Source organism: Micromonospora sp. NPDC049301, assembly GCF_040678715.1.
Lineage (GTDB): Bacteria > Actinomycetota > Actinomycetes > Mycobacteriales > Micromonosporaceae > Micromonospora.
This window is the reverse complement of sequence record NZ_JBFAQO010000006.1, coordinates 397,102-411,411: the sequence shown is the minus strand read 5'-3', so window position 1 is coordinate 411,411 and position 14,310 is coordinate 397,102. Positions and strand designations below refer to the sequence as shown.

General features: G+C 74.3%; 11 protein-coding genes. 2 read left to right on the top strand and 9 right to left on the bottom strand.

Going from position 1 to position 14,310, the window contains the following annotated elements:
• Position 1: 1 nt before the first annotated feature.
• On the top strand, positions 2-445 hold the full coding sequence (locus tag AB0K07_RS20615) for an Rrf2 family transcriptional regulator (protein WP_363757010.1): 444 nt from the start codon (positions 2-4) through the stop codon (positions 443-445).
• 125 nt (positions 446-570) lie between these two features.
• Here the strand turns inward: AB0K07_RS20615 and AB0K07_RS20610 are convergent, their stop codons facing one another.
• From AB0K07_RS20610 to dapE, 9 genes are all read right to left on the bottom strand, one after another.
• Positions 571-771 carry a hypothetical protein gene (locus AB0K07_RS20610; protein WP_363757009.1) on the bottom strand — a complete coding sequence of 67 codons (201 nt, stop codon included), beginning with the start codon at positions 769-771 and terminating at the stop codon, positions 571-573.
• 363 nt (positions 772-1,134) lie between these two features.
• Entirely contained in the window at positions 1,135-2,457 is a 1,323-nt protein-coding gene (locus AB0K07_RS20605) for a DEAD/DEAH box helicase (protein ID WP_363757008.1), read from the bottom strand.
• 222 nt (positions 2,458-2,679) lie between these two features.
• Entirely contained in the window at positions 2,680-2,883 is a 204-nt protein-coding gene (locus tag AB0K07_RS20600; protein WP_007464836.1) for a cold-shock protein, read from the bottom strand.
• A gap of 226 nt (positions 2,884-3,109) precedes the next feature.
• Complete coding sequence (locus tag AB0K07_RS20595; protein WP_363757007.1) at positions 3,110-6,487, bottom strand: UvrD-helicase domain-containing protein; 3,378 nt, start codon at positions 6,485-6,487, stop codon at positions 3,110-3,112.
• A gap of 37 nt (positions 6,488-6,524) precedes the next feature.
• Positions 6,525-10,166, bottom strand: coding sequence for an ATP-dependent DNA helicase (locus AB0K07_RS20590; protein ID WP_363757006.1), 3,642 nt, complete (start codon positions 10,164-10,166; stop codon positions 6,525-6,527).
• Positions 10,167-10,357: 191 nt separating this feature from the next.
• Positions 10,358-10,903 (bottom strand): TIGR00730 family Rossman fold protein, encoded by a 546-nt coding sequence (locus tag AB0K07_RS20585; RefSeq protein ID WP_363757005.1) that lies wholly within the window; start codon positions 10,901-10,903, stop codon positions 10,358-10,360.
• Complete coding sequence (locus AB0K07_RS20580; RefSeq protein ID WP_363757004.1) at positions 10,903-11,766, bottom strand: TIGR00730 family Rossman fold protein; 864 nt, start codon at positions 11,764-11,766, stop codon at positions 10,903-10,905. The genes AB0K07_RS20585 and AB0K07_RS20580 overlap by 1 nt, the downstream gene beginning before the upstream one ends.
• Positions 11,767-11,873: 107 nt before the next feature.
• Positions 11,874-12,026: a hypothetical protein gene (locus tag AB0K07_RS20575; protein ID WP_363757003.1), complete on the bottom strand. Its 153-nt coding sequence runs from the start codon at positions 12,024-12,026 to the stop codon at positions 11,874-11,876.
• 107 nt (positions 12,027-12,133) lie between these two features.
• Entirely contained in the window at positions 12,134-13,207 is a 1,074-nt protein-coding gene (gene dapE, locus AB0K07_RS20570) for a succinyl-diaminopimelate desuccinylase (RefSeq protein WP_363757002.1), read from the bottom strand.
• 134 nt (positions 13,208-13,341) lie between these two features.
• Here dapE and dapD point away from each other — a divergent pair, with 134 nt between their 5' ends.
• Entirely contained in the window at positions 13,342-14,301 is a 960-nt protein-coding gene (gene dapD, locus AB0K07_RS20565) for a 2,3,4,5-tetrahydropyridine-2,6-dicarboxylate N-succinyltransferase (RefSeq protein ID WP_363757001.1), read from the top strand.
• The last annotated feature ends 9 nt before the right edge of the window (positions 14,302-14,310 follow it).

Sequence of the window (14,310 nt, the reverse complement as noted above, 5' to 3'; positions counted from 1 at the left end):
CGTGTACGTCTCCGCGCGCAGCGACTACGCGCTCCGGGCCATGCTCGCTGTCGCCGCCGCCGAAAGCGGCGGTGGCGGTGGTGACCTGGTGAAGGCGGCCAGTCTGGCCGAGGTGCAGGAGATCCCGCTCAGCTTCCTCCAGGGCATCCTGCTCGACCTGCGCCGGGCCGGCCTGCTGCTGAGCCATCGCGGCACGGAGGGCGGGTACGCGCTGGCCCGTCCGCCCGACGAGATCACGGTGGGCGACGTGCTGCGCGCGGTCGGCGGCTCGCTCACCACGGTGCGCGGGCTGCCGGCCGAGCGGGCCGGCTACCACGGGGTGGCCGCCGGGCTGACCGACGTCTGGCTGGCCGTGCACGGGGCGATCGCCACGGTGGTGGACAGCACGAGCCTGGCCGACCTGCTCGCCCGCAACTCGACCGGTCGCGCCCCCACCGCGTCATGATCACCTGACGCGTTCGCCAACAGATTGCGGCGTGGTCGGGTCGGTGCCCCGCCGACCCGACCACGCCTCGTGCCGATCCTGACCGGGCCTGCCCCTCCGCCGGCACCGGTCGGTCCGGCCGCTGCTCAGCCCACGTGTGCGACCGTCGGGCCGGAGCCCGGGTCGCCGGGGCTGCGCAGCTCCACCAGACCGGCGGGAGCGTTGCCCGCCGGGGTGGCCTGCCAGGGTGCGAAGGCCGCAACCATGGCGAGCAGCAGGCCGGCGAGCGCAACCGCGACCACCAGGATCAGTTCGCGCAGCGCTCCCGAGCCGGCTTCGCCCGCCATGGTCACCCCTCCCGTGCCGGGCCCCCCGCCCGACTTCCCCCCGGTGGTCAGCTTCGACCACCGGTCGTCGGAACACAGTCGGCCAGCCGACCCAGCCGAGGCTGATTACCGACTCAAACGAATGGCCGGACGGGCCGAGGCCGAGGACTGATGCGGCCACCTTTGCTCTGCTTCAACCGGCGCAACAGCCGGTGTCCGTTATCCGGACGGTCTCCGTTGCGTGGGTTGAAGCAGAGCAAAGGTCGTGCCGAGGAGTCGGTAACCCCAGGCGACCCGGTCTCGCGCGCGGTCCGGCACGCGCCGCCCCGCAGACAGACCGACCCGCCCAGCCGGAGCGGGGCGGGTCGGTACGTGCGGAGAACGTCAGGCGATGCGGGGACGGCGCGGGCGGCGGGACCGGCCCGACGCGCGGTGCGCCGTCCGGGCGCCGCCGTCCGTGGTCGAGCCACCGGATCCACCGGCGGTACGTCCCCGGCCGGCGGGCGCCGGCGGGGCGGTGATGGTCACCGGCACGCCGGAGGGCTCACGGGCACCGGTCACCCGGGCCAGCGCCTCGTCACCCGCGCGGACCTGGACCGACTCCGGCCGGATGCCGGCGGTGGCCATCAGCCGGGACACGTCCCGGCGCTGCTCGGGCAGGACCAGGGTGACCACGGAGCCGGACTCGCCGGCCCGGGCCGTCCGGCCGCCCCGGTGCAGGTAGTCCTTCGCCTCGGTCGGCGGGTCCACGTTGACCACCATGTCCAGGCCGTCGACGTGGATGCCGCGGGCCGCCACGTCCGTGGCGACCAGGGCGGTCACCTGGCCGTTGCGGAACTGCTCCAGGATCCGGGTGCGCTGCGGCTGGGACTTGCCGCCGTGCAGCGCGGCCGCGCGTACCCCCTTGGAGAGCAACTGGCGGGCGAGCCGGTCGGCGCGGTGCTTGGTGCCCATGAACAGGATGGTGCGGCCCTCGCGGGCGGCGATCCGGGTCAGCGCGTCGGGCTTGTCCACGGCGTCGACGTGCAGCACGTGGTGGGTCATCGCGGTGACCGTGGCGGTGCCCGGGTCGACCGAGTGGGTCACCGGGTTGCTCAGGAAGCGGCGGACCAGCCGGTCCACGCCGCCGTCCAGGGTCGCCGAGAAGAGCATCCGCTGGCCCTGCGGCGCGACCTGCTCCAACAGCCTGGTGACCTGCGGCAGGAAGCCCATGTCGGCCATCTGGTCGGCCTCGTCCAGCACGGTGATCTCGACCTGGTCGAGCCGGGCGTCGCCGCGGTTGATCAGGTCGTGCAGGCGACCGGGGGTGGCCACGACCACCTCGGCGCCGGCGCGCAGGGCGTCCGCCTGACGCTGCAACGACAGCCCGCCGACGACGGTGGCGCAGCGCAGCCCGACGGCGCGGGCGTACGGGGCCAGCGCGGTGGTGACCTGCTGGGCCAGCTCCCGGGTCGGCACCAGCACCAGGGCCAGCGGGCGACCCGGCCGGGCCTTGCGGCCGGCGGTACGGGAGAGCAGCGGAAGCCCGAAGGCGAGGGTCTTGCCAGAACCGGTGCGACCCCGACCGAGCACATCCCGGCCGGCGAGCGAGTCGGGCAGCGTGGCCGACTGGATCGGGAACGGCTCGGTGATGCCCTGCGCGGTCAGCGCGGTGAGCAGCGCCGGTGCCAGACCGGTGTGGGCGAACGAAGGAACAACAGTGGTCACGCAGGAGCCTTCCTCGACGCGGCACGTGTCGAGGGAGGGCGCCGAGAACGGCGCTGTCGCCGGCGGCAAAGGCCGCCAGGACTCACAAGCACGAACCGAAGGGGGTACGGGCCGGCCCGCCGCCGGGCCGCCGCCTGCGTAAGCAGGTCGACGGCGGGGCGGGCCGGTCCCGTCACCGCCACGCCCGGAGGGCGCGACAGGTAATGCTGGCCGATCCGAAGATCAGAGCGGGCGGATGTTCTCCGCCTGCGGGCCCTTCTGGCCCTGGGTCACCTCGAACTCGACCCGCTGGTTCTCGTCCAGGCTCCGGTAGCCGGAGGACTGGATCGCCGAGAAGTGGGCGAAGACGTCAGCGCCGCCGCCGTCCGGGGTGATGAAGCCGAAGCCCTTGTCAGCGTTGAACCACTTCACGGTGCCAATAGCCATGTGTTTCGTCTCCTTGACGGAACGTCGGACCCGCACTTGTTGCGAGCCCGAAGAGGAGCGCTCCGCGCGGGAATGCGCGAATCGCCTGTCGCTTCTGGTCGCCCCGCCCGGAGAACTCCGGACACAACAAAGAGCGCCTGGGGCCACAATCCCGCCAGGCGCACACAGAGTCTCTGGTAACCAAAACTGCAACCCGTTCAACCTACCACGGATTTTCGCGGCATGGTCAATGTTGGTCGGAATCTTCCGGCAGTTTGGCGATCAGGGCCGTGAGCCCGGTCACGTCCAGCAGGTCGGCGGGGCGAACCGTCACCCCGTGCCGGACGTAGTGGAACGCCGCTCCCACCCGGTCGACCGGCACCCCGGCCAGCTCCGCCCACGCCAACCGGTAGACGGCCAACTGCACCGCGGCCACCTCCGCCGCCGGGCCGGTCGGTTGCGCGCCGGTCTTCCAGTCGACCACGTCGAACCGGCCACCCGGCCGAGCGAAGACCGCGTCCATCCGCCCCCGGACCACCACCCCGGCGATCACCGTGGCGAACGGCACCTCCACCTCCACCGGCGCCCGCTCGGCCCACTCGCTGGCCAGGAAACGCTCCTGAAGCTCGACGAGCGCCTCGTCCGGCGCGGCGTCCGCGTCCGCCGCGCCGGGCAGCTCGTCCAGGTCGAGCAGCCGGTCGGCGCCGAAGCGCTGCTCCAGCCAGGCGTGGAAGGCGGTGCCGCGGCGGGCGTACGGGTTGGGCTCGGTGGGCACCGGGCGGCGCAGCGTCCGGGCCAGCGCCGCCGGGTCACGGCGCAACGCGACCAACTGGGTGACGCTCAACTGCCCGGGCAGAGCCACCTCGACCGCGCCGGAGAGGCGGGTCAGCTCGGCCCGCTCGGCCAGCAGCAGGTCCGCCTCCCGCCGCCAGCGCTCCACCTCCGGATCGGCCTCCGGCTCGACCGGCCCTTCGGCGACCACCAGGGCCGCCGGGCCGTCGGTCATCAGGCGGCGCACCAGCCCGGCCGCCTCGGCCAGTGCCGGCCGACGGCCACCCAACGGATCGGCCGGCCACTCCGCGCGGAGCACCACCTCGGCGGTGGGGTTCGTCGCATCCGGGGTCGGCTCCGGCGCCCACGCGTCGACCAGGTGACCCGGGCCGCCGTCCAGACAGGCGTCGTACACCTCGCGCAGGAAGACCGACGGCCCGCGCGGACGCTTGGTCCCCTCCCCCCACCAGTACCCGGAGCAGAGCAGCAGCCGGCGCGGCCGGGTGACCGCCACGTACGTCAGCCGCCGCTCCTCCCGCTCGTCGTGGGACCGCCACGCGTCGGTGAAGTCGGTCAACGCCCGGGCCACCGCCCGCTGGTCCGCCGCCTCGTCGAGCGCCAGCTCGGGCAACCCGTCGGCGTCGCCCCGCAACGGGAACGGCAGCACCCCCAACCCGCCCAGCCAGTGGTCGGAGTTGCGCACCGGCCCGGGCCACAGCCCTCGGCTCAGCCCGGCCACCGCCACCACGTCCCATTCCAGGCCCTTGGCGGCGTGCGCGGTGACCACCTGCACCGCGCCCTCCACCACCTCGACCTCGCCCGGGGCGAGACCGCGCTCCTCGTCCTCGGCCGCGGCCAGATAGGACAGGAAGCCGGAGAGCGTCGCGCCCGGGGTCTCCCCGCTGAACCGGGCCGCCACGTCGCCGAGGGCGTCCAGGTGCCCCCGGGCCAGTCCGGCGTCGCCGGCGCCGTCGCGGCCGGCCCGCACCGCGACCTCCACGTCCAGGCCGATGGTCCGCTCGATGTCCGCGATCAGGTCCGGAAGTGCCTGGTCCAGTCGGTAGCGCAGCAGCGCCAGTTCCATGCCGTACGCGCGCAGCCGCGCGAAGCCCTCCGCCGAGTACGCCTGCGCCGGACCGAGGTCGGCCAGCGCCTCCACCAGGGTCGCCTCGTCCAGCAGGTCGGGGGTGATCTCCGGGCCGTCCTCGGCGGCCACCTGTCGCCGGGTGTTGGCGATGGACCGGGCCCGCCGGTGCAGGGCCACCAGATCGCGCGGCCCGATCCGCCAGCGGGCACCGGTGAGCAGCCGCAGCAGCGCCGCCCCGTCGGTCGGGTCGGCCAGCACCCGCAGCGTGCAGACCACGTCGCGGACCTCGGGAGTGTCCAGCAGGCCGCCGAGCCCGACCACCTCCACCGGAAGGCCGCGCTCGCGCAGCGCCGACTCGATCGCCGGGATCTGGCTGCGCACCCGGACCAGCACGGCCGTGGTCGGCCGCTGCGCCACCGGGATGTGCTCGGGCGCCACGCCCGGCATCCGCGCCGCGCCGCGCCAGGCGGCGAGCACGCTGTCCGCGATCCAGTCCGCCTCGTCGGCGTACGTCGTCAGCAGCGCGCAGTGCACCGTGCCGCCGGCCGCCCCACCGGGACTGCGGTGCGGGATCGGGTCCCGCACGGTCAGCGCGGAGCGCAGCTCCGGCACCCGGGCGCCGGCCGCGCGCAGCGGGGTGGAAAGCGCGTTCGCCACCCGCAGGATCTCCGGGCGGTTGCGCCAGCTGGTGGTGAGCCCGAGCGCCTCGGCCGGCCGGCCGTCGGCTCGGGCGAACTCGGTCGGGAACCGGTCCAGCGTGCCGGCGCTGGCCCCCCGCCAGCCGTAGATCGACTGGCACGGGTCCCCCACAGCGGTCACCGGGTGCCCGCCGCCGAACAGCGCGTTGAGCAGCACCACCTGGGCGTGGCTGGTGTCCTGGTACTCGTCGAGCAGCACCACCCGGTAGCGGTCCCGCTCGATCTCGCCGACCCCCGGGTGGTCCCGGGCCACCCGGGCCGCCCGGGCGAGCTGGTCGGCGAAGTCCATCGCCTCGAAGTCCTCCTTGCGCCGGGCGTACGCCCGCACCAGCGGCAACAGACGCAGCCGGGTCTGCTGGAGGGCGAGCGCCTTGCGCACGTCGGCGTACACCCGACCCGGCCGGGACTGCACCTCGGCGAAGAACCGCCCGGTCCAGGCGGCCAGCTCGTCCGGGGCGACCAGGTGCTCGTCCAGCTCCCCGGCGAGCGCCAGCACCGCGTCGGTGATGGTGCTCGGCATCCGGTCCACCTCGGACATGTCGCCGTCGTAGTTGCGCACCAGCAGGTCGACCAGCTGCCAGCGCGACGCCTCGGTGAGCAGCCGGGTGGACGGCTCGTAGCCGGCCCGCAGCCCGTGCTCGGTGACGATCCGCCCGGCGTACGAGTGGTACGTGGAGACGGTCGGCTCGCCGGCGAGCGGGTCGTCCAGCGGGTCCCGACCCTGCCGACCGAGCCGACGGATCAGCTGGTCGAGCCGCGTACGCACCCGGTGGGCCAGCTCGCCGGCCGCCTTCCGGGTGAAGGTCAGCCCGAGGATCTGCTCCGGGCGGACGTACGAGTTGGCCACCAGCCAGACCACCCGCGCCGCCATCGTCTCGGTCTTGCCGGACCCGGCGCCGGCGACCACCAGCAGCGGCTCCACCGGGGCAGCGATGACCGCGGCCTGCTCCCGGGTGGGCGCCGGCAGCCGCAGCAGCTTGGCCAGCTCCACCGGCGTGTACCGGGGGCCGGAGTCGGCGAGTCGGGGCGCCGGCGCCGGACCGGCGCCGAACAGGGCAGGCTGGGTCACGGTGCTGTCGTGGGTCGTGACTGCGGGAATCGCACGCTCACTCCTCGCCCGCACGGCTGCCGCGGGTGGTCGGCGGCTCGACGACCTGGCGCCCCTGCCCGGAGACCGGGCAGCTGGTACGCACCGGGCAGACCCGGCACTTCGAGTTGGCCACGGCCGCGAACGTGGCAGCTGCCATCGTATCGGCGGTCCGCCGGACCAGCGCGGTCGCCCAGCCAGCCGCCGGGCCCTCGCCGGCCGCCGGCTGGTTCTGCTCCCTGGCGTCCTTGGCGGAGGTGCCGAGCTGCACCAGCGCGGCGCCTCCGGACTCGTCGCCGAACTCGGCGAACGCCCCCGCCTCCACCGCGGCCTGGTAGGCGCCGAGCTGCGGGTGCTCGGCCAGGTCAGTGCCGGTGACCGCGGTGGACTTGCCGGTCTTCAGATCGATCACCACCAGCCGCCCGGCCTCGTCCACCTCCAGCCGGTCGACCCGACCGGTCAGGTCCACGGGCCGGTGCGGGTCGTCCAGACGGACCGCGAACTCGTGCTCGATGGCGAGCAGCCGGCGCGGGTTGGTGGCCAGCCAGCGCAGCAGCTTGTCGACCATCGCCTCGGCGCGTTCCCGCTCCGGCCCGGCCATCCACCGGGCGGCCAGCTCGATCGCGTCGAACCGGGCGGCCACGTAGTCGAGCAGGGCGCCCCGGTCGGCGCTGGCGTCCTCGGCGAGCATCGCGGCGGCGTGCACCAGGTTGCCCACCCCCTGCGCGGTGCTGGCGGGAGCACTGCCGCCGTGCCGTTCCAGCAGCCAGCGCAGGCTGCACCGCAACGCGCTCTCCATCGCCGACGGGGTGACCCGCACCGGCTCCCCGTCATCGACCAGCGGCCGGTCGTCGGAGAGCGCCCGCAGCCCCCACCAGTCGTCGGGATGCGCGCCGGGCACACCGGCGGCGGCGAGCCGGGCCAGCTCGGCCGCCGCGGCGCGCCGCCGGAACGCCGGTGCGGCCGGGTCGGTGATCGCGGTACGCAACTCGGCCACCAGCGCCGGCAGGGTGAGCGCCCGGGGCGGCCGGGTGACCGGCAGCGCACCGGGTCGGTCGGGCTCACTGTCGCCGTCCTCCCCCACCGCCGCACCGTCGGCGCCGGTGGGCACGACGGCGGGCACGCCACGCTCGGTGTGCGCGGTCGGGGTGCCGCTGCCGGCGTGTTCGGCCGAGCCGCCGCCTGCGGGACCGCTGGTGTGCGGGCCGGTGCGCGGGCCGGGCGGACCGGGCGGGTCGACCGGCCCGGTGCCGGCGGGTGGGTTGGGTGGTGCGGCGGGGGCCAGCTCGTGCAGGAACCGGCTGGGCTGCTCCTCGTGGTCGTCGCCACCGACCGCGGCGGACGCCACGGCGGTGACCAGCAGCCGGTGTCGGGCCCGGCTGACGGCGACGTGGAAGAGCCGGCGTTCCTCGTCCAGCAACGCCGAGGTCTGACCCACCACGTTCGCCGCGGTGGCACCGCCGACCGACCGACCGGCCAGCACGTCGACCAGTCGCTCCGAGCCGAGCAGGCTGCCGCGCAGGCGCAGGTCCGGCCAGATGCCCTCCTGCACCCCGGCCACCGCGACCAGGTCCCACTCCAGGCCCTTCGCGGCGTGCGCGGTGAGCAGCCGGACGGCCGCACCCCGGTCGGCGGTCGGCGCGATGGTGTCCGCCGGCAGGTCCTGAGCGAGCACATGGTCGAGGAAGACCTCGGTGCGGGCGCCGGGAAGCCGGTCGGTGAACCGGGCCGCCGCGTCGAAGAGCACGAGCACGGCGTCCAGATCGCGGTCGGCCGCCTCGGCCCGCCGCCGCCGGGCCAGGTCTCCCTCGCCGGCCGCCGGTCGCCCCTGACCGATCGCGCCGGCCCAGCGTTCCGCCAGCCCGCTGGCGTGCCAGACGGCCCAGAGCACGTCCTCGGCGGTCGCGCCCGGCCGGGCGGCGGCGGCCCGGGCGGTGGCCAGCAGCCCGGCCACCGCCTGCGCCGGCTCCGCCCACCGCCGCTCGATGCCGGCCAGCTCGGCCGGGTCACCCAACGCCTCGACGATCAGCTCGCCGGACGGGCGCCGGTCTCCCCCGGCCAGCGCCAGCGCGCGCAGGCCCTGCCGCAGCCGCCGCTCCGCCAGCGGGTCGGCCCCGCCCAGCGGCGAGTGCAGCAGCGCGACCGCCGCCTCCTCGTCCAGGCGGGCCGGCTCCAACGCGCAGCGCAGCAGGAGCAGCAGCGGGGCCACCGCGGGTTGCAGATGCAGCGGCAGATCCTCGCCGTGCACCACGGTGGGTACGCCGGCGGCGTGCAGCGCCCGTTGCAGGGTGGGCAGCTGCAACGCGGTGGACCGAACCAGCACCGCCATCCGTGACCAGGGCACGCCGTCGAGCAGGTGGGCGGAGCGCAGCGCGTGGGCCAGCCAGGCGGCCTCGCTGGTCGCCGAGCGGAACGTGTGCACCTCGACCACACCGGACGGGGCATCCGGCAGCGGGTGCAGTCGGCGGTGCGCCGCCGGACCCCGCAGGCGGCGGCCCAGCCGGGCGATCGCGGCGAGCAGGCCCGGCCCGGCCCGGTAGGACGTGCTCAGCAGCACCTGCGCCGCCGGTGCCCCCGAGGCGGTCCGGAACCGGTGCGGGAAGGTGGCCACCCCGGCGGGGTCTGCGCCGCGGAAGGCGTACGTGGAGGAATCCGGATCGGCGAAGGCGACCAGCGGCTTGCCGCCACCGGCGATCACCGAGAGCAGGTCGAGCTGGGCGGGGTCGGTGTCGGCCAGCTCGTCGACGTACACGTGGGCGAGCCGGCGGCGCTCGGCGGCCAGCAGCTCCTCGTCGTCGCGCAGCAACCCGGTGGCCGCACGGACCAGCTCGGCCGGGTCGTACGCGATGGAGCCCCGGTTGCTGACGTCGCGCAACGCGAGCACCGCGACGTACTCCCGCAGGAAGCGCGCGGCGGCCGGCCAGTCGGCGCGGCCGAGCTTCTCGCCGAGTCGGGCCAGGTCGACCGGGCCGATGCCGCGCTCGGCGGCACGCATGAGCAGGTCGCGCAGCTGACCGGCGAAGGCCCGGGTCCGCAGGGCCGGGCGGAGGTCCGTCGGCCAGCCGACCGGGTCGTCCTCGGGTTCCTCGCCCACCACGTCGAGCAGCTCGCGGATGATCAGATCCTGTTCGGGACCGGTGAGCAGGCGGGGCGACGGCTCGCCCCGTTCGGCGGCGGCCCGACGGAGCAGCCCGAAGGCGTACGCCGGGAAGGTGCGCACCAGGGGCTCCCGCAGCACTCGGGGGCCGTCCTGCGCCACCCGCGCCTCGATGCGCTGGCGTAGTGCGGTGGCGCCTCGACGGCCGAAGGTCAGCACCAGGATGCGTTCGGGATCGACCCCCTCGGCCACCCGGGCGGCGACCGCCTCGACCAGGGTGCTGGTCTTGCCGGTGCCCGGCCCGCCGAGCACCAGCATCGGCCCGTCGGTGTGCCCGACCACCTCTGCCTGCACCGCATCGGCCCGCCGGCCCGCGTCACCAACGGCCGCCCCGGACGCCCGCTCCTCCCCACCGCCACCACGGCCGGTGGCCACGGCTCCGCCGGTGGGCAGGGTGCGGCCGTCAGACGCGCCGGCAGCGACGGGCTCGACGCCGCCGGAAGCCGCGCCCCCGTCCCCCCGCGCCGGCCCCCCGGACCGCCGCACCAACCGGTACGCCTGCATCAGCTCATCCCATCACGCCCATACGACACCAACCCACCCCCGCCCACCCACCCGCCCAACCCCACCCCGCCCCGCCCCACCCAGCCCAGCCCAGCCCCGTCGATCATGAAGTTAGCGGTGCGACACGCCGACGACCGCACCGCTAACTTCATGATCGACAGGGGCTGGGGGCTGGGGGGTGGGGGGGTGGGTCAGGTCAGGCGGGATTCCAGAGCGTTCAGGGCGGCGGGGACGGAATCGGCCACGGTGAGGAGATCGAGGCCGGCCGGTTTGAGGAAGTGCTGGTCGGCGAGCGCGCCGAGCCAGTCCAGCAGCGGCCGGTAGAAACCGTCGGTGTCGATCAGCACCATCGGCTTGGTGTGCAGGGCGAGGGTGGCGGTGGTCCAGACCTCGAACAGCTCGTCCAGGGTGCCCAGCCCGCCGGGCAGGGTGAGGAACGCGTCCGACTTGTCGATCATGAGGGTCTTGCGGGTGGCCATCGAGTCGGTCACCAGCAGCTCGTCCGAGGCCAGGTCGGCGACCTCCAGGTCCACCAGCGCCTGCGGGATCACGCCCAGAGTGCGGGCACCGGCGGCCCGGGCGCCGTCCGCCAGCGCCCCCATCATGCCGACGCAGCCGCCGCCGCTGACCAGCGTGTGCCCGCGCCGAGCCAGCTCCGCGCCGGTCTCGGCGGCGAGGTCCAGCCAGCGCTGGTCGAGGGTGCGGGAGGAGGCGCAGAAGACACAGATCGCGGCCATCAGCCCTCCCGCGACTGGTCGGCCGCCTGCTCCGCCGCGGCCCGCTGGTCGGCCTCGGTACGGGCGACGGCTTCGTCGCGGACAGCCTCCTGCTCGGCGGAGAGCGCCGCCTCGGCCTCGATGATGTGCTGGACCGCCGCGTTGACGTCGTCGGTGAGGCAGATCAGGTCCAGGTCGACCGGGCCGATCTTGCCGCCGGCGGCCATCGTGCCGCGCAGCCAGTCGAGCAGGCCCTGCCAGTAGTCGACGCCCATCAGCACCACCGGGAACCGGGTGACCTTGCCGGTCTGCACCAGGGTGAGCGCCTCGAACAACTCGTCCATGGTGCCGAACCCACCGGGCAGCACCACGAACGCCTGGGCGTACTTGACGAACATGGTCTTGCGGGCGAAGAAGTAGCGGAAGTCGATGGCCAGGTCGACCCACTCGTTGATGCCCTGCTCGAACGGGAGCTCGATGCCGAGCCCGACGGAGAGCCCGCCGGCCTCGCTGGCGCCCCGGTTGGCGGCCTCCATCACACCGGGTCCGCCACCCGTGATCACCGCGTAGCCGGCCCGGGCCAGCGCGCCGCCCAGCTGCTCGGCCATGCGGCACTCGACGGTGTCCGGTCCGCTGCGCGCGGAGCCGAAGACGCTGACCGCCGGCGGCAGGTCGGCGAGCGTGTCGAAGCCCTCGACGAACTCGGAGAGGATGCGCAGCGCCCGCCAGGCGTCCCTGGTCTTCCAGTCGCCCCGCCCGCGCGAGTCCAGCAGGCGCTGGTCGGCGGTGCTGCTCGGAATCGCCCCACGACGCAGCGTGACCGCACCCCGGTGCCGCTCCTGTCCGGGACCGCGGCCGGCCTCCCGCCCGTTGCTCTGGCTCATGCAGCAACCGTAGTGGTCCACCCGACAGTTGCCGCTGCGGACCGGGGACGCCAAGAAATAGTTCGAAGTCTTGGGCAACTATTCGGCTCGCTCGTACGTCTTACTATTCACATACCGGGTATGCCCCGGCGCGCGCCTTCGGGGGAGGAGACAGCGTGATCAGTAACAGCGAGATGATCCGGATCCGTCGCCAGATGCAGCGGCGGATCCGAGACGTGGTGGCCGAACGCCGCCGCACCCGCCAACTGGACGAACGCCATCCCCTCTCCCCTACCCCGTCCGGAGCTGATCAAGAGGTTTGCGTCGCCGACAACGGGCCCGGCTGACGCAAACCTCTTGATCACCCGAAGCGAGGAGTGGGGTCGGGTCAGGCTGGGGCCAGCCAGCGGTGCAGGGTTGCGGCGCCGTCGCGGATCTTGGTGATCTCGACGTGCTCGTCCGGGTGGTGGGCCAGGTTGGGGTCGCCCGGGCCGAAGTTCAGCGCGGGGATGCCCATGGCCGCGAACCGGGCCACGTCCGTCCAGCCCAGCTTGCCGATCGGCGCCGCGCCGACCGCCGCCAGGAACTCCTTCGCCGGGGCCGCCTCCAGCCCGGGCAGGGCACCGGCCGCCACGTCGGTCACGGCCAGCTCGAAGCCCGCGAAGACCTCCCGCAGGTGCGCCTCCGCCTCGGCCGGGGTGCGGTCCGGGGCGAACCGGTAGTTGACCTCGATCTCACACCCGTCCGGCACCACGTTGCCGGCCACCCCACCGTGGATCCGCACCGCGTTCATGCCCTCGCGGTAGTCGCAGCCGTCGATGGTGACCCGGCGCGCCTCGTACGTCTGAAGGCGGCGGAGCACCTCGCCTGCGGCGTGGATGGCGTTGACCCCGTGCCAGGAGCGCGCGGAGTGGGCGCGTACCCCGGTGGTGGTGACCGTCGACCGCATGGTGCCCTGGCAGCCCGCCTCGACGATGCCGTACGTCGGCTCCAGCAGCACCGCGAAGTCCGCCTCCAGCCACTCCGGGTACGCCTGCGCCACCAGGTTCAGGCCGTTGTACCGGGACTCGATCTCCTCGGCCTCGTAGAAGAAGTACGTGACGTCGTACCGCGGCTCGGGCAGGGTCACCGCGAGGTGCAGGGCGTACGCGACCCCGGACTTCATGTCGGAGGTGCCGCAGCCGTACATCAGGTCGCCGCGCATGGTCGACGGGAAGTTGTTGTTCAGCGGCACCGTGTCCAGGTGCCCGGCCAGCACGACGCGCTGCGGGCGGCCGAGGTCGGTGCGTGCCATCACGGTGTTGCCGTGCCGGTGGGTGGTCAGGTGCGGTACGCCCCGCAGTACCTCTTCGACAAAGTCGGCGATCGCCTTCTCGTTGAGGGACACGGACTCTATGTCGACCAGGGCGCGGGTCAGCGCCACCGGATCGGCGAGGACCTCGGGGGTCAGCGGGTTCTCCATGGTTCGCACGGTACCTTCAGGTCTGTCAGCGCGAGGAGCGAGCTTGCGGGCCCCGGGGCGAGCGCGAGGAGTGAGCTTGCGAGCCCCGCCGTCGTGAGCAGAGGCCAGCCCGGCCGCGACCGAGAGGTGAAACAGTGACGTCCGCAGATCCCGCCTGGGGCATCGGCCTGGCCACCGTCACGGCCGACGAGCAGGTGCTCGACACCTGGTACCCGACCGGCAAGCTGGGCCTGGGTGAGCTGCCGCTGGTCGCCGGTGAGGACGAGACGGACGTGCTCGACCTGCCGCCGGCCGCGCTCGGCGACCGGCCGCTGCCCGGTCTGCGTACCGTGCAGGTGGTCACCGTGATCGGCTCGCTGGACGACCCGATCAAGGACGCCCCGGACGCGTACCTCCGGTTGCACCTGCTCTCGCACCGCCTGGTCCGACCCAACCAGGTCAACCTGGACGGCATCTTCGGCAAGCTGGCCAACGTGGCCTGGACCTCCGCCGGGCCGTGCCCGCCGGAGCGGGTGGACGAGCTGCGGGTGATCGAGCGGGCCGCCGGCCGCCACCTGGCGGTGTACGGGGTGGACAAGTTCCCCCGGATGACCGACTACGTGGTGCCCTCCGGTGTGCGGATCGCCGACGCGGACCGGGTCCGGCTCGGCGCCCACCTGGCCGCCGGTACCACCGTGATGCACGAGGGCTTCGTCAACTTCAACGCCGGCACCGTGGGCACCTCGATGGTGGAGGGCCGGATCGTGCAGGGCGTGCTGGTCGGCGACGGCTCCGACGTCGGTGGTGGCGCCTCGATCATGGGCACGCTGTCCGGTGGCGGCACCGAGAAGGTGAGCATCGGTGAGCGGAGCCTGATCGGCGCGAACGCCGGCGTCGGCATCTCGCTCGGCGACGACTGCGTGGTCGAGGCCGGCTGCTACATCACGGCCGCCTCGAAGATCACCCTGCCGGACGGCCGGGTGGTCAAGGCCCGGGAGCTGTCCGGGGTCGACGGCCTGCTGTTCTGGCGCAACTCGGTCACCGGCGCGCTGGAGGCCCGGCCGCGTACCGGCCGGGGCATCGAGCTCAACGCCGCCCTGCACGCCAACGACTGACGGCACCCG

Coding starts and splice junctions, on each gene's coding strand:
- AB0K07_RS20610 (WP_363757009.1), bottom strand. CDS start 771: ATGGCGGGCGAAGCCGGCTCGGGAGCGCTGCGCGAACTGATCCTGGTG.
- AB0K07_RS20600 (WP_007464836.1), bottom strand. CDS start 2,883: ATGGCTATTGGCACCGTGAAGTGGTTCAACGCTGACAAGGGCTTCGGC.
- AB0K07_RS20590 (WP_363757006.1), bottom strand. CDS start 10,166: ATGCAGGCGTACCGGTTGGTGCGGCGGTCCGGGGGGCCGGCGCGGGGG.
- AB0K07_RS20585 (WP_363757005.1), bottom strand. CDS start 10,903: ATGGCCGCGATCTGTGTCTTCTGCGCCTCCTCCCGCACCCTCGACCAG.
- AB0K07_RS20580 (WP_363757004.1), bottom strand. CDS start 11,766: ATGAGCCAGAGCAACGGGCGGGAGGCCGGCCGCGGTCCCGGACAGGAG.
- AB0K07_RS20575 (WP_363757003.1), bottom strand. CDS start 12,026: ATGGCGTTCGTCCAGTTGGCGGGTGCGGCGGCGTTCGGCCACCACGTC.
- dapE (WP_363757002.1), bottom strand. CDS start 13,207: ATGGAGAACCCGCTGACCCCCGAGGTCCTCGCCGATCCGGTGGCGCTG.